Source organism: Lentzea chajnantorensis (assembly GCF_054300775.1).
Genome location: NZ_JBSDZT010000002.1, coordinates 3,331,179 through 3,351,007 on the forward strand (window position 1 = coordinate 3,331,179; position 19,829 = coordinate 3,351,007).

Below are 19,829 nucleotides of genomic sequence, written 5' to 3' on the forward strand. Positions count from 1 at the left end.
TCATGCAAACGGCCCGTCACCTTGGTGACGGGCCGTTCGCTATTGAGGTTCATACGATCGGTGGAAGAACGGCGTCGTGGTTCCGATGTTTTCGGTGCTAACCTTGATTCTCTTACGTTTGGGGAGAAAGGACATTCTTGTTATGTCCACAAACATATGGCAACCGAATCCGTCGGCTGACTTTTCCCGGCGCTGGGGAATCGCACCGCAGGAACCGGGCAGCGGCGGTGAGTCCGACGAAGCCGCCAGCGGTGGTGAGTCCAAGTGCCCTGACATCTGGGAGCTCGACAACGGCGACGTCGCGGTCATCGGCCGCGACCTCACCCCGGAGTACGCGGGGCGCCTGCCGGACGGCGTCAGCGTCGGCGCGGACGAGCGGCTCGTCGTGCTGCCGCGGGGAATGGTGATCGCGGCGAAGGCGGACATCCCCGATGCATGACCTGTTCGGTGGTGCGGAAGGCGAGCTGCTGCTCGGAGACGCATACCTCGACGACTTCGACCGGCGCTTCTGGAACAGCGGCCGGTCCGGCTTCTGGAAGCTCGAACGGCTGCAGCACTTCGAGGAGCCGGGGGACGACAGCTGGGAGGCGTTCCACGAGGGCGACTGGCACCGGTCCCTCGCGCTCCTGGACGAACGCAGGCCGGCTCTGCGTGCGCATTACGCGAAGATCGAGAACGCGGGGTTCGTCACCTCCCGAGTGCGAATAGTGGAGCATCCGCTGACGGACTACCTGAGGTGGGAACTGCACCTGCTCCGCGTCAGGGATCAGCTCGGCGGCCCTACTCGGATCCTGCTCCAGCAGGAGGTCGCGCGCTTCGAGGAAAAGAGCCTGCTGCCCGAGCTGATCACCTTGGGCGACGACGTGATGTACGAGATCCTTTATGAGGAGAACGGGCGTCTGCGGGGCGCAGTGCTCTACACGGGTGCCTCTCCGGTGCTCCGTTGTCGCGAGTTCATCACACGGCTGTACGAGAAGGCGGAACCGATCAGCACGTACTTCGCACGTGAGGTCGAGTCGTTGGGGCCACCGCTGCGGAGCCGGTGATGGAGCCGGACGACCGGCTTCAGCCGAGCTCCTCGGTCTCCGGGTCCGCCGCCGACGTGGTGCAGGCGAGGGATGTCGAAGGCGGCATCCACTTCCACGGTCCGCGCGACCACGAACGGCCGTTGCCGCGGCCGAACCAGCTGCCCGGTGGCACGAGCGGGTTCGTGAATCGACTGCACGAGCTCGCCCGGCTCGACGAGGTGCTGGAGCAGGCCGACGAGGAACCGGTCGCCGTCTACCTGATCACCGGCACGGCCGGTGTCGGCAAGACGTCGCTCGCACTGCACTGGGCGCACAGCGTCCGGCACCGGTTCCCGGACGGCCAGCTCTACGTCAACCTCCGCGGCTACGACCCCGGCGCGCCGGTGACGGCCGAGCAGGCGCTGGAACGGTTCCTGCGGGGGCTCGGCGTGCCGGCCACAACGATTCCGGTCGCCCTGGAGGACCGGTCGGCGTTGTTCCGCTCGCTGCTCGCCGACCGGCGCGTGCTGGTCGTCCTGGACAACGCGGCGAGTCCCGGCCAGGTGCGGCCGCTGCTGCCCGGCAGCTCCACGTGCCTGGTCCTGATCACCAGCCGCAACCGCTTCTCCGGGCTGGTGGCCCGCGACGGTGCCCGGCGGCTCGTGCTCGACATGCTCTCCGAGGAGGAGGCGGTTCGGTTGCTGCGCACGGTCACCAGCGGCTACCGGCGCGACGACGACACGACCGACCTGGTCGAGCTGGCGAGACTGTGCGCGCGGCTGCCCCTGGCGTTGCGCATCGCCGCGGAACGCGCGTCGAGCCGTCCGCTGATGATGCTGAACGAACTGATCGACGATCTGCGTGACGAGTCGGCGTTGTGGGACGCGCTGACTGCCGACCAGGACGACGAGTCGGATGCCGTGCGGACCGTCTTCGCCTGGTCCTACCGGGCTTTGCACGCGGATGCTGCCCGGTTGTTCCGGCTGCTCGGACTCCACCCCGGAGCGGAGTTCGGCGTCACCGCGGCGGCCGCGCTCGGCGGCCTCGGTCTGTCCGAGACCAGGAAGTTGCTCGACGTGCTGATCGGCGCGCACATGCTGGAACAGCACGCGCCGAACCGGTTCCAGTTCCACGACCTGTTGCGCATCTACGCGGCACAACAGGCGTTCCACCATGAAGATGCCGCTGCCAGAAGGGACGCCGTGGACCGGGGACTGAGCTGGTACCTCCACACGTTGTCGAACGCGACAGCGGTCATCGCACCACTCGACCGGCGCGTCGTCCTGACACCCTTGCCCGCGAACACGACTCCTATGTCCTTTTCGGACCGGGGCGAGGCGTTCGACTGGTACGAGCGTGAGCGGGCGAACCTCGTCGCCGCCGTCCGCACCGCCGTCTCGGCCGGCCGGGACGACGTCGCGTGGCGGCTGCCGGTGCTGTTGCGCAGCATCTACGTCAGCCGCAACCCGTTCGAGGACTGGATTGAGACCAGCTCCGCCGGGCTGGCGGCCGCGGAGCGGATCGGCGACCTGGCAGCCCAGGGCGAGGTGCTCGACAGCCTCGGCAAGGCCTACCTCCAGTCGCAGCAGCTGGAGCGCGCCGAGGAATGTCATTCGCGGGCACTGGCCCTCCGCGCGGAGAGCGGCGACCGCTACGGGGAGATGGTGTCGGTCAACGCCCTCGGACTGCTCGAGTGGCGCCGCCGAAGGCTCACTCCTGCCATCGAGCGCTTCCGGCAGTGCCTGGAGATCGCTCAAGAGCTCGGTGACCGCCGCTGGCAGGCACTGGCGATGACCAACCTGGGCGGTGCCAGCTACGACCTCGCGGAGCTCCCGGCCGCGGTCGACGCCCTCGGCCGTTCCGTGCAGACCTACCGGGACCTCGGCGACCGTGCCTACGAGGGGAACGCGTGGTTCCTGCTGGCCGCGGCCCAGCGGGAGAACGGCGAGCTCGACGCGGCGGCGGAGTCGATCGGGCGAGCGCTCGCCATCGCCGAACAGGACCACCACGTCGCCTGGGAGGCGTACTGGCTGACCGAGTTGGGCCGAATCCAGCGTGCCAGGGGAGAGGTGGCCGACTCCCTGGTCTCCTACCAGCGGTCCGCGGTGGCGCAGCGGCAGCTCGGTGACCGCAACCGGGAAGCAGAGGCGCTCGACGGCACCGGTGAGGCCTATCGGGAACTGGGCAGGCCGGACGAGGCGGAGAAGTTCCACCGGACCGCCGTGACCGCATTCCGGGACACCGGCGACCGCTGGATGCTCGCGTGCGCACTCACCAACCTGACCCGCGCGCTCAGGGAGTCCGAACAGCCGGAGCAGGCAGCCGCCACCGAACAGGAAGCGCTCGCGGTCTTGGCGGAGTTCGACGAACCGCGGGCGCGGCAGCTCGTCGCGACGCTCCGGAGCTCGAACCGATGACCTGACTTCGCGTGACGGTGCTCTCCCTCGATTTCGTCAGCGGGCCCCGCGCGGGGATGATGCGTGCCATGTCGATCGAGCGCGGCCCCGAGTTCACCGAGTTCTGGACGGAACGGCACCTGTGCACGCTGTCCACCGTGCGTGCGAACGGCACGCCGCACGTGGTGCCCGTGGGAGTGACGCTCGACCGGGTGAACGGTGTCGCGCGGGTGATCACGGACGGCGCGTCGTGGAAGGTCCGGCACGTGCGCGGGGCCGGGTACGCGACGGTGTGCCAGGTGGACGGACGCCGGTGGTCTGCGCTGGAGGGGCCGGCCACCGTCCGCGAGGACGCCGAGTCCGTCGCGCAAGCGGAGGAGCTGTACGCGCAGCGTTATCGTCAGCCGCGGGTCAACCCCACACGGGTCGTGATCGAGATTCAGGTGCAGCGTGTCTCCGGATCAGTCTGACGTCCTCGTCGTCGGCATCGGCGCCGACGGGTGGGACGGGCTCTCACCCGCCGCGCAGGCCGCCGTGTCGCGGTCGAAGGTGCTGATGGGCTCGCAGCGGCAGCTCGACCTGGTGCCGGGCGAGTTCGAGCGGGTCGCGTGGCCCTCGCCGCTGGTGCCGGCGCTGCCCGCGTTGTTCGAGAAGTACCGGGACGTGTGCGTGCTCGCCTCCGGCGACCCCATGTTCCACGGCATCGGCACGACGCTCGTGCGCATGCTGGGACCGCGCGTCACCGTCATCCCGCACCCGTCGTCGGTGTCGCTCGCGTGCGCGCGGCTCGGGTGGGCGTTGAACGAGGTCGAGGTCGTCTCGCTGGTGGGGCGGTCGGTCGACCTGCTGCGACCCGCGCTCACGGCCGGGCGGCGGGTGCTGGTGCTCGGCGGGGACGCCGAGGCCGTGGCGGCACTGGCGGGACCGATCACGGTGCTGGAGCAGCTGGGCGGGCCGCACGAGCGGGTCTACCCGTGGTCGGGGCAGCTCGCGGACCCGCTGTCGGTGATCGCCGTCGAGTTCAGCGGACCGGGGTACTCGCGGGTGCCGGGACTGCCCGACGACGCCTACGAGACCGACGGCCAGCTCACCAAGCGCGAGGTGCGGGCGGTGTCGGTGGCGCAGCTGGCGCCGTTGCCGGGGCAGCTGTTGTGGGACGTCGGCGCGGGGTCGGGGTCCATCGCGATCGAGTGGGCGCGCACGCACCCGACGTGCAGGGCCATCGCCGTCGAGCAGGACGCGGTGCGGGCCGAACGGATCGTGCGCAACGCCGCCGCGCTGGGCGTGCCGGGTGTGCAGGTGCTCGTCGGGCGGTCGCCGGAGGCGTTGGAGGGGCTGGAGAAGCCCGACGCGATCTTCATCGGCGGCGGGCTGACGGTGCCCGGCGTGGTGCAGTTCTGCTGGGACGCACTGGGTTCCGGTGGGCGGCTGGTGGTCAACGCGGTGACGCTGGAGTCGGAAGCCGTTGTGGCGCAGTGGTACGCGCGGCTCGGCGGGGACCTGGTGCGGATCGCGGTCAACCGCGGGTCCGCCGTCGGCGGGTTCACCGGCTGGCGGCCGCACATGCCGGTGACGACGTGGAGCGTGACCAAGTGACCGTGCACTTCATCGGCGCCGGACCCGGTGCCGCCGACCTGATCACCGTGCGGGGCCGCGACCTGATCGCCTCCTCGCCGGTGTGCCTGTACGCCGGTGCGCTCGTTCCGGTGGACCTGCTGGAGTTCTGCCCGGACGGCGCACGGCTGGTCGACACGGCGAACCTGACGCTCGACGAGATCATCGCTGAGCTGGTGGCGGCCGACGAGGCCGGACTGGACGTGGCGCGGCTGCACTCCGGCGACCCGGCGGTGTTCAGCGCGATGGCCGAGCAGATGCGGCGGCTGGACGCGCTGGGCATCGGCTACGACGTGACGCCGGGGGTGCCGGCGTTCGCGGCCGCGGCGGCGTCGTTGCAGCGCGAGCTGACCGTTCCGGGCGTCGGGCAGACCGTCATCCTCACGCGGACGTCGCAGCGGGCCACGCCGATGCCGGAGGGCGAGGACCTGGACACGCTGGGGCGGTCGAACGCGACGCTCGTGCTGCACCTGGCCGTGCAGCGGATCGCGGACGTGGTCGCGGAGCTGGTGCCCAACTACGGCGCGGACTGCCCGGTCGCGGTCGTCGCGTACGCCTCGCGCGCGGACGAGGTCGTGTTGCGGGGCACCCTCGACGACATCGCCGCCCAGGTCGCCGCGGCGGGCATCAAGCGGACCGCGGTGATCATCGTGGGGAAGGTGCTGGGGGCGACGCAGTTCCCGGACAGCCACCTGTACTCGGCGACCCGCGTTCGATGATCCTCATCCTCGGCGGCACCGGCGAGGCCCGCGCGCTGGCGTCCCGGGTCACCGCGGTGTCCTCCCTGGCCGGACGGGTGCGCGAGCCGCGGCTCCCGGCCGGACAGGTGCGGGTCGGCGGGTTCGGTGGGGTGGACGGGCTCGCGCAGTGGTTGCGGGACAACGACATCCACGCCGTGGTCGACGCCACCCACCCGTTCGCGGCGCGGATCACCGCGAACGCTTTTGAGGCCTGCCAACGGGTCGGGGTGCCGCTGCTGGTCCTGCGGCGGCCCGGGTTCACGCCCCGTCCGGGGTGGACCCGGGTGGACAGCGTCGCGGACGCGGCGGCAGCCCTGCCCGGCGAGCGGGTGTTCCTCACGACCGGGCGGCAGGACCTCGCCGAGTTCGCCGGGTGCCCGCAGTGGTTCCTCGCGCGCATGGTCGAACCGCCGGAACCGCCGATGCCCCAACGGATCGAGGTGCTGCTGTCGCGCGGGCCGTTCACCGTCGAAGGCGAGCTGGCGCTGATGCGCGAGCACCGGATCGACGTGCTCGTGACGAAGGACAGCGGCGGCGCGATGACGTCGGCGAAGCTGGACGCCGCGGAACGGCTCGGCCTCCCCGTCGTCGTCGTGCGGCGGCCACCGCTCCCACCCGTGGAGGCGGTGGCCACCGTGGACGAGGCCGTCAGCTGGTTGGGTACCGCCGGGGCGTGAACACGACCCCCTGCTCGGTCACGACGGTCTGCGACGAGCCGACGACCAGCAGGCAGCGCATGTCGATCGTGGCCGGGTCGAGCGCGCCGAGGGTGAGGACGCGGATCTCCTCCTCCGGACCGCCGACGTCCCGGCCGACGACCAGCGGCGTGTCCGGCGAACGGTGCTTGAGCAGCAGGTCGCGCATCTCCGCCACCTGGTGCGTGCGGGCCTTCGAGGCGGGGTTGTAGATCGCGATCACCAGGTCCGCCTTGGCGGTGGCCTCCAGGCGTTCGGCGATGACGTCCCACGGCTTGAGGCGGTCGCTCAACGAGATCACCGCGTAGTCGTGCCCCAGCGGCGCACCGGCCTTCGCGGCGACGGCGTTCGCGGCCGTGACACCGGGGAGCACCCGCACCGGGACGTCCGGGTGTTCTGCGGCCACTTCGAGGACCGCGGTGGCCATCGCGAACACACCGGGGTCACCCGACGAGACGACCGCGACGCGCGACCCGCGGCGGGCCAGGTCGAGTGCGAAGGCGGCGCGCTCGGACTCGACCTGGTTGTGCGAGGCGTGCTTCGTCTGGCCGGGGCGGTCGGGCACCCGGTTCAGGTAGGTGGTGTAGCCGACGAGGTCGTCGGCGGACTCCAGCGCCCGCTTCGCCTCCGGGGTGAGCCAGGAGTGGTGGCCTGGGCCGAGACCGACGACCACGACCTCACCACCCGGCCGCGCCGGCCGGGAGTTGCTGGGCAGCAACGCAAGCGAGAAGTACGGCACCGACCCGGGGTCGACGTCGGCGAGCTTCGCCGTGCGCTCCCGCCCGGTGGTCGCCCGCTCCACGTACCAGGCGCCGTCGAGCCGCCCGGCCTCCTCCAGCGCCTGCCGGACGTTGCCGAAGGTGCGGCCCAGCTTGAGGATCGCGGCGCAGTCGGTGTCCGCGATCCGCGCGGCCAGCTCGGCCGGCGGCAGCGTGCCGGGCAGGATCGTGAGCACCTCGTCCCGTTCGACGAGCGGGGTGCCCAGTACCGCGGAGGCACCGCTGACGGACGTGACGCCGGGGACGACCTCCGCCTCGTAGCGGTGGGCGAGCCGCTTGTGCATGTGCATGTAGGAGCCGTAGAAGAACGGGTCTCCCGCCGCGAGGACGACCACCGTGCGGCCGGCGTCGAGGTGCGCGGCCAGCGTGGCGGCGGCCTCCTCGTAGAACGCGTCGATCTCGCCCTGGTAGTCGTCGGTGTCCTCGGTGGTGACCGGGTAGACGAGCTGCTCCATGATCTGACCGTCGCGGAAGTACGGTGCCGCGATGCTCTTGGCGTTGCTGCGACCGTGCCGGGCGCTGTGGTAGGCGATGACGTCGGCTTCCCGGATGAGCCGTGCGGCCTTGACCGTCACGAGTTCGGGGTCACCGGGACCCACACCGACGCCGTAGAGCTTGCCCGTCATTGAACTCCAATCAGCGCAGACGAGAGGGGTCGGGTTCGCCTGCGCGCCCTTCTGAGCGTGGTGTTCCCACCCGCGGATCTGGTTCGAAGAAGTTGTTTGCAACAATATGAGTTGTGGGTCGAGCGCTGGTGCGGCGTGCGTTCCGCTACCGCTTCTATCCGACTGAAGCGCAGGCGGCTGAGCTGTCGCGCACGTTCGGATGTGCACGTCTGGTTTACAACAAGGCCTTGGACGTCCGCTCTGCGGCTTGGCGTGACGAGCAACGGCGCATCAGTTACATCGACACCTCTGCCATGCTCACCGAGTGGAAGCAGACTGAGGAGCTGGCCTTCCTCAACGAAGTTTCTTGCGTCCCACTGCAGCAGGCGTTGCGGCATCTGCAGACCGCGTTCGGCAACTTCTTCGCAAAACGCGCACGACATCCGCGTTTCAAGTCGCGCAAGCGATCGCGCGCCTCGGCCGAGTACACCCGCTCGGCGTTCCGGTGGCGCGATGGTGAGCTGACGCTGGCGAAGATGACCGAACCGCTGGCCGTCGTGTGGTCGCGCCCACTGCCAGAAGGTGCGCGGCCTTCGACCATCACCGTCTCGAGGGACCCCGCTGGTCGGTGGTTCGTGTCGATTCTGGTGCAAGCCGACATCGATCACTTGCCACCCGAAGCAGGTGTCGTGGGAGTCGATGTGGGTTTGACGGCGTTGGTGACGTTGTCGACAGGAGAGAAGGTCAGCAACCCGAGGCTCGAACGGAGGGATCGGTTCAGGCTCGCCAAGGCACAACGGAGCTTGTCCAGGAAGCAGATCGGATCCGCCAACCGGGAGAAGGCACGACAAGTAGTCGCACGAGTGCACGCCCGCACCGCCGACCGGAGGCGGGACCTCCTGCACAAACTCACCACTCGGCTCGTTCGTGAGAACCAAACGATCGTGATCGAGGACTTGGGTGTCGCCCACATGCTCCGCAGTGGGCGGTTGGCCAAAGCGATTTCCGACGCGTCGTGGGCACAGCTGCGGTTCATGCTGGAGTACAAGGCAGCGTGGTATGGCCGTGAAGTGGTTGTGATTGATCGTTGGTTCCCGTCGAGCAAGACCTGCTCGGCGTGTGGTCTTCGACGCGAAGTTCTTCCGCTTGATGTTCGGCAGTGGATCTGCCGGTGTGGTGCTGTTCACGATCGGGACGTGAACGCCGCAAAGAACATACTGGCCGCCGGGCTGGCGGTTGCAGCCTGTGGAGACGGCGTCAGTCTTCCCCGGCACAAGCCGGGGAAGCAGCTGTCGAAACCTCCCCTTCCGGGGTGAAGAAACAGGAACTGTCGGGTGTGAACCCGGCGGAGCCCCCGCCTCGTGGCTGGGGCAGGTCAATCGTCCTCACTAGCGATCGCGTTGATGGCGGCCGCCGTCATGGCACTGCCGCCGCGCCGGCCGCGGACCACGAGGTGTTCGAGATCCGTTGCGGCCAGGGCGTCTTTGGACTCCGCGGCGCCGATGAACCCGACCGGGATGCCGAGCACGGCCGCCGGTCGCGGGGCTCCGGCCGCGATCAGGTCCAGGAGGTGGAAGAGGGCGGTGGGGGCGTTGCCGATGGCGATCACCGCGCCGTCGAAGCGGTCGGCGAGCAGTTCGAGTGCCGCCGCGCTGCGCGTGTTGCCGATCTCGGTCGCCAGTGCGGGGGTACGGGGGTCCTGCAGGTAGCAGAGGACCTCGTTGTCCGCGGGGAGGCGACGGCGGGTCACGCCGGACGCGACCATGTTGGCGTCGCACAGGATCGGGGCGCCGGCGCGCAACGCCGCGCGGGCGTCGCGGACGACGTGCGGGGAGAACCCGACGTCCCGCGGCAGGTCCGTCATGCCGCAGGCGTGGATCATGCGGACCACGACCTGGGCGACGTCGGCGGGGAAGGCGGTGAGGTCCGCCTCCGCGCGGATGGTGGCGAAGGACTGCCGGTAGATCTCCGCGCCGTCCCTGATGTACTCCGTCACCTGATCTCCTCGTAGCCGTCGCCGGTCGCGACGAACTCGATCACATCACCGGCCGGACGACCACATCGGCGTGAGCAACCCGACCAGTGCACCGGCCGCGAGTGGGGCGTGCCGAGCCACGCGCGGGCGTCGGCGCGGACGTCCGACAACGACTTCGCGCACCCCGGCTTGCCGGTGCACGCGCTCACCCCGTGCCACGGCGAGGCGGGGTCGGTGATCAGGCCGGACGTGTCGGTGCCCGGCGGCACGACGAGGGAGCGCCACGGGGTCAGGCGCAGGGCCGTGCCCGGCAGCTGACCGGCGTCGAGCCGGCCCAGTGGAACGCCTGGTGTCACAGGTGAAGGTGCGACAGGAGTCACAGCCGGGGTGACGCGCGGTGCGGCGGAAGTGCCGAGGTGGGCGGTGATCTTGCGCACACCGCCGTCCACTTCGGACAGGCGCCAGGCCGTGCCGCGCAGCTCCTGGAACAGCCGGGCGGCGGTGACGACGGCGTCCACGGGGTCGTCGACCCGGACACCTGTATCGGTACCGGCGAGCAGGAGCGCGTCGTCCACCAGGCCGATGTCGCCGCCCAGACCGCTCACCGAAGCACCCACCGTCACCAGGAAACGCCCTGGTAGGGCGGCGAGTGACGGGTCGGAGCACAGGGCGGTGTCCAGCGCGTCGACCAGCGCCTGGTTGTCGTCCAGGGGCGCGGCGATGATGTTGCGGATGCGTTCGTGGGTGTCCGACGGCAGCAGGCCGCACGCACGCAGGCGGGCACCCAGCTCGACCCCCGACGTGAGGCCCCTGATCTGGAGGTTCGCCCGCGAGGTCAGCTCCAGCACGCCCGACCCCAGTTCGGCCGCGGCGGTGCGCACGGCATCCCACTGAGCTGCGGAGAGGGTGCCGCCGGGGACCCGGATGCGGGCCAACCCGCCATCGGCCGCCTGGTGCAGCTCGACGGCGCCGGGGCAGGCATCCGGGTGAGTACGCATAGGTCGGACTGTAACCCGCCGGTTAGGGTGAGCCCGAACGACGAAGCGCAGGAGGAAGCCGGTGCGAATCCGGCGCGGTCCCGCCACTGTGACCAGCGAACTCGCCGGGAGTCAGGAACTCCGCTTCGTCGCGACCCGTGACCTGGGGCGAGGACCCCACGAGGGATGGAGCCCGCGTGATCCTGCTGCTGTCGACCTCCGACACCGACCTGCTGTCGGCGCGTGCGAGTGGCGCCGAGTACCGGCTCGGCAACCCTTCGCGCACGACCACCGACGACCTTCCCGCGCTGGTCGAGGGCGTGGACCTGGTCGTCGTGCGCATCCTCGGCGGCCGCCGGATGTGGGAGGAGGGCCTCGACTGGCTGCTCGCGCAGCCGCTGCCCGTGGTCGTCCTCGGCGGTGAGATGCAGCCCGACGCGGCGCTCATGGAGCTGTCGACGGTGCCGGGCGGCGTGTGCGCGGAGGCGCACCTGTACCTCGCGCAGGGCGGCCCCGGGAACCTCGCCGAGCTGCACAAGTTCCTCGAGGACACGATCCTGCTGACCGGCCACGGGTTCGCCGCGCCCGCCGCCACCCCCACGTGGGGGGTGCTGGAACGCGAGCCGGCCGCGGTGGAGGGCCCGACGGTCGCGGTGCTCTACTACCGCGCGCACCACGTGGCGGGGAACACGGCGTTCGTGCACGCGCTGTGCGACGCGATCGAGGCCAAGGGCGGCAGGCCGCTGCCGGTGTTCTGCTCGTCGCTGCGCACCGCCGAACCCGAGCTGCTCGACACGCTCCGGCAGGCCGACGCGCTGGTCGTGACGGTCCTCGCGGCCGGCGGCACGAACCCGGCGAACGCGAGCGCGGGCGGTGACGACGACGCGTGGGACGTGGGTGCGCTGGCGGCGCTGGACGTGCCGATCCTGCAGGGCCTGTGCCTCACCTCCAGCCGTGAGCAGTGGGACTCCAACGACGACGGTCTGTCGCCACTCGACACCGCGACCCAGGTGGCGATCCCCGAGTTCGACGGCCGGATCATCACGGTCCCGTTCTCGTTCAAGGAGATCGACTCCGACGGTCTCACCGTCTACGTCGCCGACCCGGAACGGGCGCTGCGCGTCGCGGGCATCGCGACCAGGCACGCGCGGTTGCGGCACATCCCGGTCGGCGAGCGCAGGGTCGTCGTGATGCTGTCGGCGTACCCGACCAAGCACTCCCGCATCGGCAACGCGGTCGGCCTCGACACGCCCGCCTCCACGGTCCGGTTGCTGAAGGCCATGCGGGAGCACGGTTACGACATCGGCGACGACCTGCCGGGCGTCGACGAGCTCGACGGCGACAAGCTGATCCACGCGCTGATCGCCGCGGGCGGGCAGGACGTGGACTGGCTGACGCAGGAGCAGTTCGAGAGCAACCCGGTGCGCATCGCGGCCGCCGACTACCGGCGGTTCCACGAGACGCTGCCGGAGGAGTTCCGCGAGTCGATGCGGGAGCACTGGGGTGAGGCGCCCGGTGAGCTGTTCGTGGACCGCAGCAAGGACCGCGACGGCGAGATCGTCCTCGCGGCCCTGCGGTCCGGCAACGTCACCGTCATGGTCCAGCCGCCGCGCGGGTTCGGCGAGAACCCGATCGCGATCTACCACGACCCGGACCTGCCGCCCTCGCACCACTACCTCGGTGCCTACCACTGGATCGAGTCGAGCTTCCGCGCCGACGCCGTGGTGCACGTGGGCAAGCACGGCAACCTGGAGTGGCTGCCGGGCAAGACCGTCGGCATGTCGGCGTCCTGCGGCACGGACGCGGCGCTCGGCGACCTGCCGCTGATCTACCCGTTCCTCGTCAACGACCCCGGTGAGGGCACGCAGGCCAAGCGGCGCGCACACGCCACGCTGGTCGACCACCTCGTGCCGCCGATGGCCCGCGCGGACAGCTACGGCGACATCGCGCGGCTGGAGCAGTTGCTGGACGAGTACGGGAACATCTCCGCGATGGACCCGGCCAAGGTGCCGGCGATCCGCGCGCAGATCTGGACGTTGATCAAGGCCGCGAAGCTCGACCACGACCTGGGGCTCGACGACCGGCCGCACGACGCGGAGTTCGACGAGTTCATCCTGCACGTCGACGGCTGGCTGTGCGAGGTCAAGGACGTCCAGATCCGCGACGGCCTGCACGTCCTCGGCCAAGCGCCGGCGGGGGAGACCCGCGTCAACCTGGTGCTCGCGATGCTCCAGGCGCGGCAGATGTGGGGCGGTCAGGTCGCGGCGCTGCCCGGTCTGCGCGAGGCGCTCGGACTCGTCGGCACGGCGCGTGAAGACGTTGACACCGTTGAGGAACAGGCCCGCGTGCTCGTCCAGGCGATGGAGGACGCGGGCTGGGACGCCACCGTGGCGAAGACGCTGCACGAGAACACCGACGTGCAGAAGATCCTGGAGTTCGCGGCCGTCGAGGTGGTGCCGCGGCTCGCCCGCACGACCGACGAGATGACGCACGTCCTGCACGCGCTCGACGGCGGCTACGTCCCGGCCGGTCCGTCCGGTTCCCCGTTGCGCGGTCTGGTGAACGTGCTGCCGACCGGCCGCAACTTCTACTCGGTCGACCCGAAGGCCATCCCGTCGCGGCTCGCGTGGGAGACCGGCCAGGCGATGGCGGACTCGCTGGTGGAGCGCTACCGGGCCGACAACGACGGTGAATGGCCGCCGTCCGTGGGTCTGTCGGTGTGGGGCACGTCCGCGATGCGCACCGCCGGTGACGACATCGCCGAGGTGTTCGCGCTGCTGGGCGTGCGACCGGTGTGGGACGACCAGTCCCGCCGCGTGACCGGTCTGGAGGTCGTCCCGCTCGACGAGCTCGGCCGGCCGCGCATCGACGTCACCGTGCGGATCTCCGGGTTCTTCCGCGACGCCTTCCCGCACGTCGTGTCCCTCCTGGACGACGCGGTGCAGCTGGTCGCGGCGCTGGACGAACCGGCGGAGCAGAACTTCGTGCGGGCGCACGCGGTGCAGGACCTGGCGGAGCACGGCGACCACCGCCGGGCGACGCTGCGGATCTTCGGCTCGAAGCCCGGTGCGTACGGCGCCGGCGTGCTGCCGTTGATCGACAGCCGCAACTGGCGCGACTCGCAGGACATCGCCGAGGTGTACGCGGTCTGGGGTGGCTACGCCTACGGTCGCGGTGTCGACGGCATCGCCGCGCGCGCGGACATGGAGTCGGCGTACCGGCGGATCGCGGTGGCGGCCAAGAACATCGACACCCGCGAGCACGACATCGCCGACTCGGACGACTACTTCCAGTACCACGGCGGCATGGTCACGATGGTGAAGGCGCTGACCGGCAAGGCGCCCGCCGCGTACGTCGGGGACAGCACGCGCCCGGAGGCGGTGCGGACCCGCACGCTCACCGAGGAAACGTCGCGGATCTTCCGGGCCCGCGTGGTGAACCCGCGCTGGGTCAACGCGATGCGCCAGCACGGGTACAAGGGCGCGTTCGAGCTGCAGGCCACGGTCGAGTACCTGTTCGGCTACGACGCCACGACCGGCGTGGTCGCCGACTGGATGTACGAGAAGCTGACCGAGACCTACGTGCTCGACCCGGAGACGCGGAAGTTCCTGCAGACCTCGAACCCGTGGGCGTTGCACGGCATCGCGGAACGGTTGCTGGAGGCCGCCGAGCGCAAGATGTGGGAGCACCCGGAGGAGGCCACCCTGGACGCGCTGCGGGCGGCCTACCTGGAGACCGAGGGCGACCTGGAGGACGGCGCCTGATCGAGGCGCACGCAGCAGTGGTCCGGTGACGGGTCGAGGCGGGCGCGGTAGCCCGCCCCGATGCCGTCGGCCAGGCCGGTGAGCAGGCGGAGGTTGAGGCCGCAGACCAGCTCGGTGTGGCGTTGCGCGAGGCTGTGGAACGGGCAGTTGCCCAGCAGGACCGAGCCGTCCCCGGCCCGCGGCTCGAACCCGAAGTCCTCCAGCGCCTGCACGAGGTCGCCCCGCGCGGCGGCCGCGAGGGCCGTGCCCCACTCGTGCGCGCGGCGGCGCAGGACCTCGCGCGGGGGCTCACCGGTGGTCTCGGCTTCGAGGAGCGCGTCGGTCAGCAGGTGGCTCGCGGCCTCGTACCGCCGGTCCGGCAGCGACACCGCGATCTGCTCCTCGGCACGGCGGTAGAGCTTCGCCGGACGGCCCGCGCCCGGTCCGCCGCGTCCGGTCCGGCGCTGGTGCACGACTGTGAGGAGGCCCATCTCGACCAGCTTGTCGAGGTGGAACCCGGCGGTCGTGCGGGGCAGTCCGGTGGCTTGCGCGGCCTCGTCCTTGCTGATCGGCGCGGTCCGGCGGGCCACGAGGTCGTACAGCCTGCGCCGGTTCGGTTCGTCCAGGGCCGCGACGGCGGCGACGGGGTCGGCCATTTCTAAAAACTACTCCCATTGACTAAATTCGGCCAGCCGAACTACCGTGGCGGCATGGACGTCGAGGGCGCGCAGAAGGCGGTCACGGACCTGCTCAAGGCGCTGGGCAAGGACCCGTACTCCGAACACCTGGCCGACACGCCGCGCCGGGTCGCCGAGGCGTACGAGGAGCTGCTGACGCCCCGGACGTTCAACCTGACCACGTTCCCCAACGACGAGGGCTACGACGAGCTGGTGCTGGCCCGCGGCATCCCGGTGCAGTCGTTGTGCGAGCACCACATGCTGCCGTTCCACGGCATCGCGCACGTCGGGTACCTGCCGGGGGAGCGCATCCTGGGGCTGTCGAAGCTCGCGCGGGTCGTGGAGATGTTCGCCCGCGACCTCCAGGTGCAGGAGCGGCTGACCAAGCAGGTCGCCGACTGGCTGCAGGAACACCTGCGGCCCAAGGGCGTCGGCGTGGTGATCGAGGCCGAGCACATGTGCATGGCGTTGCGCGGGGTGCGGGTCAGCGGGTCCCGCACGGTGACCTCGGCGTTGCAGGGCGCGTTGCGGCAGGACCCCGCGTCCCGGCAGGAGTTCTTCACGCTGGTGCACGCGTAACCTGCGGGACATGGGGAACATCCACGCCGGGGCCGCGCTGACACCGCCGTTCCGCGACTTCGTGCCCGCCTGGGTGGCGCGGCAGGACTGGTACGCGGGCGAGGGGCCGTTGCGGCCGGTCGGGTACTTCCGGTTCTCCGACCCCGCGGGCGAGGTCGGCGTGGAGACGCACCTGCTGCGGGCGGGTGAGTCGGTCTACCAGGTCCCGCTGACCTACCGGCCGGCGCCGCTCGACGGTGGCGCGCTCCTCACGACCGCCGAGCACAGCGTCCTGGGCCCGCGGTGGATCTACGACGCCGTCACCGACCCCGTCTGGCACGCCGCCGTGCTCGACCTCGTCACCACCGGCGGCACCTCGGAGCCGGGCAGCCGCAGCCTGGCCGCCGAGGCCCGCGGCGAGCTGCGGCGCGCGGTGGGGGGTCCGGTCGTGGTCGAGCTCGACCGCCTGGTGCTGCCGCGCCCCGCCGACGGTGACGTGGTCGGCGTGGTCACGGGCTCGTGGGAGGGCGGGTCCGGTCGCCTCGCCGTCGTGCGCCCGGCGCCCACCGGTTGAGGTCGCCCAGCACCCCCATCGCCGCGGGCACCAGCAGGCAGCGCACGACCGTCGCGTCCACCGCGACCGCCACCGCCGACCATGATCGCCCCGGCCCGTGCCCCTGCCTGCCGGAGCAGCAGGGGGAGTCAGAGAGGGCCGAAGACGCGGGTGCCGGCGGCGGAGGGGTCGTCGCCGGACCAGAACTCCAGCCACAGCTGGGCGAACTCGTCGCGCGACAGCCTGCCGTCGCCGTCGGAGTCGAGGGCCGCGAAGTCGGTGGCACCGTCATGACCGAGCCACGCGGAGATCATCGTCTGGAACTCCTCCGGCGACACGTAGTCGTCCCCGTTGGCGTCCACGGCACCGAACATCGCGTGCGCCGTGCCGGTGACCGCCTCCGGGCTCCGCGGCAGCACGTCCACGATGGACAGCACGTCGTCCATGCTCACCCGGTCGGTGCCCGCCGCCGACGTGAGGGTGGCCCACCAGCCCATCATCACCTCGGACAGCAGCTCCTCGTCGCCGCCGCGCAACGACACCCAGCGCGCGGTGAGCGCGCGGAAGTCGCTCTCGTCGAGGTACCCGTCGGTGTTGGCGTCCAACGCGCCGAACACCACGGACACCTTGCGTCTTTGCAGGTCGCTCGCCATGAGCAAGGACCATGGGCCGAACGGTCCAGCGTGAACCATCGGCCGAACGGGTCCGGACCACTCGCGTACGGGGGATGCCGCTCACCCCGCGTCGAGCGCCTCCGGCAGCTGCAACCGGCCGGGCACGCCGAGCTTGCGGTAGACGGCGGTGAGCACGCCCTCCACCGCGTCGGCGGACAGCAGCAGGGCACCGGCGATCTCCTCGTCGCACCGGCCCCGCGCCGCCAGCACCGCCACCTGGTGCTCCACCGGTGTCAGCGCGGTCGGCCCGGTCTGCCGCAGCCGCCGCGGTCCCGCGCTCGTCGCGACCAGCTCGGAGTGCGCCCGTGCCGCCATTGCCGTGGACCCGCACTTCTGCGCCAGGTCCACCGCCTCGCGCAGGCACACGCGCGCCGCCGCCGTGTCGCCCTGCCGGCGCGCCACCACGCCGAGGTCCACCAGCGCGCGGCCCAGTTCGAGCCGGGCGGGGGAGCCGCGCAGCACCCGCACGGCGTCCTCCAGGTGCGCGCGTCCGGCGGCTCCCGCGGTGACCCGGCCCAGTGCGCGCAACGCCATGCCCAACGCCCTGGGCGCACCCCAGTCCCCGGCCAGCTCGACCTCCTCCAGCGCGAACTGCCGGGCCCGCTCGCCGTCGCCCAGCGCCGCGCACGCCACCGCCGCACCGGAACGCCACGCCAGCGCGGCCGGGTTGCGGTACGGCCACTGGGCGCAGTGCCGTGCGGCGGCCAGGAACGCCTCCAGCGCCTCGTGGTCCTCACCGCGCACGATCAACGCCCGGCCGCGCACGGTCAGCATCCCGCCGTAGGTCCACAGCCGCCGGAGCTCGTCCGTCGTCGTCTGCTCGATCAACACCAGCGCCTCGTCCGGACGTCCTTCCTCCAGCAGGATGTCCGCGAGCAACGCCGCGTGCCACGCCGTCACCGCGTGCCAGCGCGGGTCCTGCCGCAGGTGGCCGGCGGCCGCGGTGAGGTCGGCGCGGGCGGACGTGAGATCTCCCTTGCGCCGCTGGACGTTCGCCCTCATCACCGACACCAGCGCGCGCAACGCCGGTGCCTCCGCGCGGTCCACGGCGTCGAGCACGTCCAGCGCCGGGTCGAGCCGGTCGGCCAGGTTCAGCACCATCGCGGACGTCAACGCCGGCATCGCGCCGTCGGTGGACAGCCGCCGCACGGCCTCGGCCGCGCTGATCGACCCGGCCATCACGTGGTGCAGCACCCCCGCCGGGGTGTCGAGCGGCACCGACGGCGGCACCGCCTCCCGCCACACCAGCCCGTGCACCACCAGGTGCGCGAAGGCGTCGGGGGAGCGCAGCACCTCCACCAGCTCCGCCGGTTTCCCGTCGGCGTGCAACGCGTAGGACAGCGCCACGGCGGACTCCACGTCGTCCACATCGGACTCGTGCGCCTCGCGCAGCCGTGCCGTCGCACCCGGCAGGTTCCCGACCAGCTCCGCCATCCCCAGCATCCGCAACGCCCGCGCGGGGTTCGCGACCGGCTCGCGCAACGCCCGCCACAGCAACCGGGCCGCACCGGGCTGGTCGCCACCGCCCACCGCCTCCCGCGCCGCCCGGTCCAGCACCCCGCCCGCCCACGGCGGCAGCCCCGGTGCCGTCTGGAGCAGGTGCGCCGCCACCTCGCGGTCCGCGGCACCGTGGGCCCGCAACGACTCCGCCGCCCGCAGGTGCAACGCCGACAGCGCCGCCGCCGGCACGTCCGCGAGCACCGCCGGACCGGTCGCGCCGAGCAGTTCGGCCGTGCGCACCGCCTCGGCCAGCTCGCCGGGACCCAGCCCGGTCAGCTCCGCCAGCACGCCGGGGTGCGGTGCCGGCCCGAGCACCGCCAGGCAGTGCGCCGCCGTCACGACCGCCGCCGGGCGCCGCCGCACCCGCGCCACCACGACCTCGCGGGCCACCTCCGCGGCCAGGTGATCAACCTGCCTGGCCGCCGCGGCCGAGGGCGGCACCCCGTCCCGCGCCAGCGCCCTCAGCAGCCGCACGGTCAGCAGCGGGTTCCCGCCGGTCGCGGTGCGGCAGGCGGCGGTGAACGCCGGATCGGCCGGACCCAGTGCCGCGGTGACCAGCCCGGTGACCTCGTCCGGCGTCAGGTCCGCCAGCACCACCCGGTGGCACGTCGCCGCGATCTCCGCGAACGACGGGTCGTCCGCCCGTTCACCGGAACCGACCGCGAGAACCACCGCCACCGGCAGCTGCCGCACCCGCAGGGACAGGTACGCGAGCCACCGCAGCGACTCCGCGTCCGCCCACTGCGCGTCGTCCACGAGAACCAGCAAACCGGACGAACCGGCTAACTCAACCGCGAGCCGGTAAAGCGCTCGCAGCACCGCGAAGCCGGCACCGGAGGCCGTCGACCGGAGGGCCGGGACTGCCTCCGAAGGCACCACCGCCGGATCCACCAAATCGAACAACTGGGCCACCAAGCCGAATGGTAAATCGATTTCCAGAGCACTTCCGCGCGCCCGCACGACGCGTCCGCCGGAGCCTTCCCAGCGCGTGGCGACGTCGTCCAGCACCGCCGTCTTGCCCGTACCCGGAGCGCCTTCCACGACCGTCGTCGTGCCCGGCGCCACCCGGTCGCTGATTCCGGCGCACCACGCTTTCGGCGGGTTTTCCACGATCTCTCGCAATCCGGGGGTGAAACGATCAGCAGAAATGATGCTAGGAGAAAGCGCGCCACTTGCCCAGGTAAAGGTAGCCGCGTCGGCAGGCGTCTCAGCACGGTGGCGGCACGTATGATCCTCCAGGCAGCTACTCGAATGGGTAGCGGCGGCCGGAAGAGTGCGTGACCGCTCATCCCCGCGGGCCGGTTCGGAACGATCAGGGCTGGTCACGGCCGGGGTC

At 71.4% G+C, this 19,829-nt stretch carries 17 protein-coding genes and 1 riboswitch; of the genes, 11 read left to right on the top strand and 6 right to left on the bottom strand.

What is annotated here, in order from left to right; translation table 11 throughout:
* The first annotated feature begins 85 nt into the window (after positions 1-85).
* From ACVDFE_RS17165 to ACVDFE_RS17195, 7 genes are read left to right on the top strand one after another with little or no spacing between them, the layout of a single operon-like run.
* On the top strand, positions 86-439 hold the full coding sequence (locus tag ACVDFE_RS17165; RefSeq protein WP_360392681.1) for a hypothetical protein: 354 nt from the start codon (positions 86-88) through the stop codon (positions 437-439).
* Positions 432-1,046 carry a DUF6879 family protein gene (locus ACVDFE_RS17170; protein WP_458431029.1) on the top strand — a complete coding sequence of 205 codons (615 nt, stop codon included), beginning with the start codon at positions 432-434 and terminating at the stop codon, positions 1,044-1,046. Before ACVDFE_RS17165 ends, ACVDFE_RS17170 begins: the two co-directional genes overlap by 8 nt.
* On the top strand, positions 1,046-3,424 hold the full coding sequence (locus ACVDFE_RS17175) for an ATP-binding protein (RefSeq protein ID WP_458431030.1): 2,379 nt from the start codon (positions 1,046-1,048) through the stop codon (positions 3,422-3,424). Before ACVDFE_RS17170 ends, ACVDFE_RS17175 begins: the two co-directional genes overlap by 1 nt.
* A 59-nt stretch (positions 3,425-3,483) precedes the next feature.
* Positions 3,484-3,873, top strand: coding sequence for a TIGR03618 family F420-dependent PPOX class oxidoreductase (locus ACVDFE_RS17180; RefSeq protein WP_360392678.1), 390 nt, complete (start codon positions 3,484-3,486; stop codon positions 3,871-3,873).
* Entirely contained in the window at positions 3,854-4,999 is a 1,146-nt protein-coding gene (gene cbiE / locus ACVDFE_RS17185; protein WP_360392108.1) for a precorrin-6y C5,15-methyltransferase (decarboxylating) subunit CbiE, read from the top strand. Before ACVDFE_RS17180 ends, cbiE begins: the two co-directional genes overlap by 20 nt.
* Positions 4,996-5,736, top strand: a complete 741-nt coding sequence (gene cobM / locus ACVDFE_RS17190; RefSeq protein ID WP_458431031.1) for a precorrin-4 C(11)-methyltransferase — start codon at positions 4,996-4,998, stop codon at positions 5,734-5,736. Before cbiE ends, cobM begins: the two co-directional genes overlap by 4 nt.
* Complete coding sequence (locus ACVDFE_RS17195) at positions 5,733-6,434, top strand: cobalt-precorrin-6A reductase (protein WP_458431032.1); 702 nt, start codon at positions 5,733-5,735, stop codon at positions 6,432-6,434. Before cobM ends, ACVDFE_RS17195 begins: the two co-directional genes overlap by 4 nt.
* Here the strand turns inward: ACVDFE_RS17195 and ACVDFE_RS17200 are convergent.
* Entirely contained in the window at positions 6,406-7,857 is a 1,452-nt protein-coding gene (locus ACVDFE_RS17200; RefSeq protein ID WP_458431033.1) for a precorrin-2 C(20)-methyltransferase, read from the bottom strand. The genes ACVDFE_RS17195 and ACVDFE_RS17200 overlap by 29 nt on opposite strands.
* Before the next feature lie 113 nt (positions 7,858-7,970).
* Between ACVDFE_RS17200 and ACVDFE_RS17205 the strand changes: the two genes are divergently transcribed.
* Positions 7,971-9,152: an RNA-guided endonuclease InsQ/TnpB family protein gene (locus ACVDFE_RS17205; RefSeq protein ID WP_458431034.1), complete on the top strand. Its 1,182-nt coding sequence runs from the start codon at positions 7,971-7,973 to the stop codon at positions 9,150-9,152.
* 59 nt (positions 9,153-9,211) lie between these two features.
* Here the strand turns inward: ACVDFE_RS17205 and ACVDFE_RS17210 are convergent, their stop codons facing one another.
* A complete protein-coding gene (locus ACVDFE_RS17210; protein WP_458431035.1) occupies positions 9,212-9,832 on the bottom strand; it encodes a precorrin-8X methylmutase in 621 nt (206 codons plus the stop codon).
* Positions 9,829-10,809, bottom strand: coding sequence for a hypothetical protein (locus tag ACVDFE_RS17215; RefSeq protein ID WP_458431036.1), 981 nt, complete (start codon positions 10,807-10,809; stop codon positions 9,829-9,831). Before ACVDFE_RS17215 ends, ACVDFE_RS17210 begins: the two co-directional genes overlap by 4 nt.
* A 51-nt stretch (positions 10,810-10,860) precedes the next feature.
* Positions 10,861-10,930, top strand: a riboswitch (cobalamin riboswitch).
* Positions 10,931-10,985: 55 nt separating this feature from the next.
* On the opposite strand from ACVDFE_RS17215, the gene cobN reads away from it, so the two are divergent.
* Complete coding sequence (gene cobN / locus ACVDFE_RS17220; RefSeq protein WP_458431037.1) at positions 10,986-14,552, top strand: cobaltochelatase subunit CobN; 3,567 nt, start codon at positions 10,986-10,988, stop codon at positions 14,550-14,552.
* Here cobN and ACVDFE_RS17225 read toward each other — a convergent pair.
* A complete protein-coding gene (locus tag ACVDFE_RS17225) occupies positions 14,513-15,187 on the bottom strand; it encodes a helix-turn-helix transcriptional regulator (protein ID WP_458431038.1) in 675 nt (224 codons plus the stop codon). The two genes, cobN and ACVDFE_RS17225, sit on opposite strands and share 40 nt — an antisense overlap.
* 54 nt (positions 15,188-15,241) lie before the next feature.
* Between ACVDFE_RS17225 and folE the strand changes: the two genes are divergently transcribed.
* Together folE and ACVDFE_RS17235 are read left to right on the top strand one after the other, a co-directional pair.
* Positions 15,242-15,787 carry a GTP cyclohydrolase I FolE gene (gene folE, locus ACVDFE_RS17230; protein ID WP_458431039.1) on the top strand — a complete coding sequence of 182 codons (546 nt, stop codon included), beginning with the start codon at positions 15,242-15,244 and terminating at the stop codon, positions 15,785-15,787.
* 10 nt (positions 15,788-15,797) lie between these two features.
* Positions 15,798-16,340, top strand: coding sequence for a maltokinase N-terminal cap-like domain-containing protein (locus tag ACVDFE_RS17235; protein ID WP_360392087.1), 543 nt, complete (start codon positions 15,798-15,800; stop codon positions 16,338-16,340).
* Between the two features lie 128 nt (positions 16,341-16,468).
* Here ACVDFE_RS17235 and ACVDFE_RS17240 read toward each other — a convergent pair whose 3' ends face one another.
* Together ACVDFE_RS17240 and ACVDFE_RS17245 are read right to left on the bottom strand one after the other, a co-directional pair.
* Positions 16,469-16,972: an EF-hand domain-containing protein gene (locus ACVDFE_RS17240; RefSeq protein ID WP_458431040.1), complete on the bottom strand. Its 504-nt coding sequence runs from the start codon at positions 16,970-16,972 to the stop codon at positions 16,469-16,471.
* Positions 16,973-17,053: 81 nt separating this feature from the next.
* Positions 17,054-19,819, bottom strand: coding sequence for an AAA family ATPase (locus ACVDFE_RS17245; RefSeq protein ID WP_458431041.1), 2,766 nt, complete (start codon positions 19,817-19,819; stop codon positions 17,054-17,056).
* Positions 19,820-19,829 lie beyond the last annotated feature (10 nt).

Coding starts and splice junctions, on each gene's coding strand:
- ACVDFE_RS17225 (WP_458431038.1), bottom strand. CDS start 15,187: ATGGCCGACCCCGTCGCCGCCGTCGCGGCCCTGGACGAACCGAACCGG.
- ACVDFE_RS17200 (WP_458431033.1), bottom strand. CDS start 7,857: ATGACGGGCAAGCTCTACGGCGTCGGTGTGGGTCCCGGTGACCCCGAA.
- ACVDFE_RS17240 (WP_458431040.1), bottom strand. CDS start 16,972: ATGGCGAGCGACCTGCAAAGACGCAAGGTGTCCGTGGTGTTCGGCGCG.
- ACVDFE_RS17175 (WP_458431030.1), top strand. CDS start 1,046: ATGGAGCCGGACGACCGGCTTCAGCCGAGCTCCTCGGTCTCCGGGTCC.
- ACVDFE_RS17165 (WP_360392681.1), top strand. CDS start 86: ATGTTTTCGGTGCTAACCTTGATTCTCTTACGTTTGGGGAGAAAGGAC.
- ACVDFE_RS17235 (WP_360392087.1), top strand. CDS start 15,798: ATGGGGAACATCCACGCCGGGGCCGCGCTGACACCGCCGTTCCGCGAC.
- folE (WP_458431039.1), top strand. CDS start 15,242: ATGGACGTCGAGGGCGCGCAGAAGGCGGTCACGGACCTGCTCAAGGCG.
- ACVDFE_RS17215 (WP_458431036.1), bottom strand. CDS start 10,809: ATGCGTACTCACCCGGATGCCTGCCCCGGCGCCGTCGAGCTGCACCAG.
- ACVDFE_RS17170 (WP_458431029.1), top strand. CDS start 432: ATGCATGACCTGTTCGGTGGTGCGGAAGGCGAGCTGCTGCTCGGAGAC.
- ACVDFE_RS17195 (WP_458431032.1), top strand. CDS start 5,733: ATGATCCTCATCCTCGGCGGCACCGGCGAGGCCCGCGCGCTGGCGTCC.
- ACVDFE_RS17180 (WP_360392678.1), top strand. CDS start 3,484: ATGCGTGCCATGTCGATCGAGCGCGGCCCCGAGTTCACCGAGTTCTGG.